The 1,244-nt window shown below is 57.7% G+C and carries 1 protein-coding gene; it reads right to left on the bottom strand.

Features of this window, described 5'->3' with window-relative positions; translation table 11 throughout:
* Positions 1-1,244 (bottom strand): UvrD-helicase domain-containing protein (locus J5224_RS28565; protein ID WP_264628477.1); only part of this gene is annotated, 1,244 nt, incomplete at both ends.

The raw sequence follows: 1,244 nt of genomic DNA, 5'->3' as shown, positions 1-1,244 counted from the left end.
GAAAGGTGCGCCTGTCATGGTAGATACCATCAGACTGAGGACGAAAGTGACAAATAAACGGTAGCCAGACCAGCGGATATTCCAGTCCTTTGGATTTATGGATGGTGACAATTTGCACCAGATGGCGATCGCTCTCTAAACGCAATTGCTGGTTTTCGGCCTGCGGATTGGGCTGCAAAATCTGCTGCGCCAGCCAGCGCACCAACGCATGCTCGCTTTCCAGCGTGGCTCCAGCGTGTTGCAGCAGTTCGCCCAGATGCAAGAAATCGGTTAACCGACGTTCACCTTCACGGCTAGCCAGTAGATTTTCCGCCAAACGGTAATGCGACATCAGTGAGCGCAGCATTGGGAGCACGCCACGCCGCTGCCAAAGATCGCGAAACGCGGCAAAGGTATCGACCTGCGCATCCCAATCCGCCTCGCTCTGGTTTAGCGCATCAATCTGCTGCGCGCTGAATCCCAGTAAGGAGGTCGCCAGCGCGCTGCGCAACGTGCGTTCCTGTTCGGGCGCCAGCACGGCCTGCAACAGCCACAGCACCTCACGCGCTTCCGGTGTGGTGAAAACGCTGTCTCGGTTGGAGAGATAGACGGAGGGAATGGCAAGACGGCGCAACGCATCGCGCACCAACGCTGCTTCATGGCGGCTACGCACCAGGACACAAATATCCGATGCCTGCACCGGAGAGCGCACGCGGCCATTATCCAGCCAGGCGGTATGGCGTTGACCCGCTTGCAGCCAATCGCGAATTTGCATGGCACACTGCTGCGCCATCAGTTGCTGATACTCGCCGGTGCCCAACGCCGTCGAACCCGACAGACAAAATTGCAGTGCGGGCTGCGACACGCCGTCCATCTCGAAACGCAGCCCCTGTTTACCCGGAGCAGGCTTAACCGGCAAAAAAGGGATCGCCGAAAAAATAAACGGATTGTCGACGCATTGAAACAGGCGATTGACACCGCTGACCATCTCATGGGAAGAGCGCCAGTTGGTTTCCAGCGTGTAGTGCGCCTTAACATCGGCACGCGCCCGCATGTAAGTGAAAATATCCGCGCCACGGAAGGCATAGATAGCTTGTTTCGGGTCACCGATCAACAGCATGCCGCTGTCGGGTTGTTCACCGTAGATGGCGCGGAAAATACGATACTGCTGCGGATCGGTATCCTGAAACTCATCGATCATTGCCACCGGATGGCGCTGACGTATCGCGGCCGCCAGTTGCTCACCCAGCGGCTGGCACAGCGCC

The organism is Candidatus Symbiopectobacterium sp. NZEC135 (genome assembly GCF_025962695.1).
Note: the sequence above shows the minus strand (reverse complement) of the source record. Positions and strands in the feature narration are given on the sequence as shown.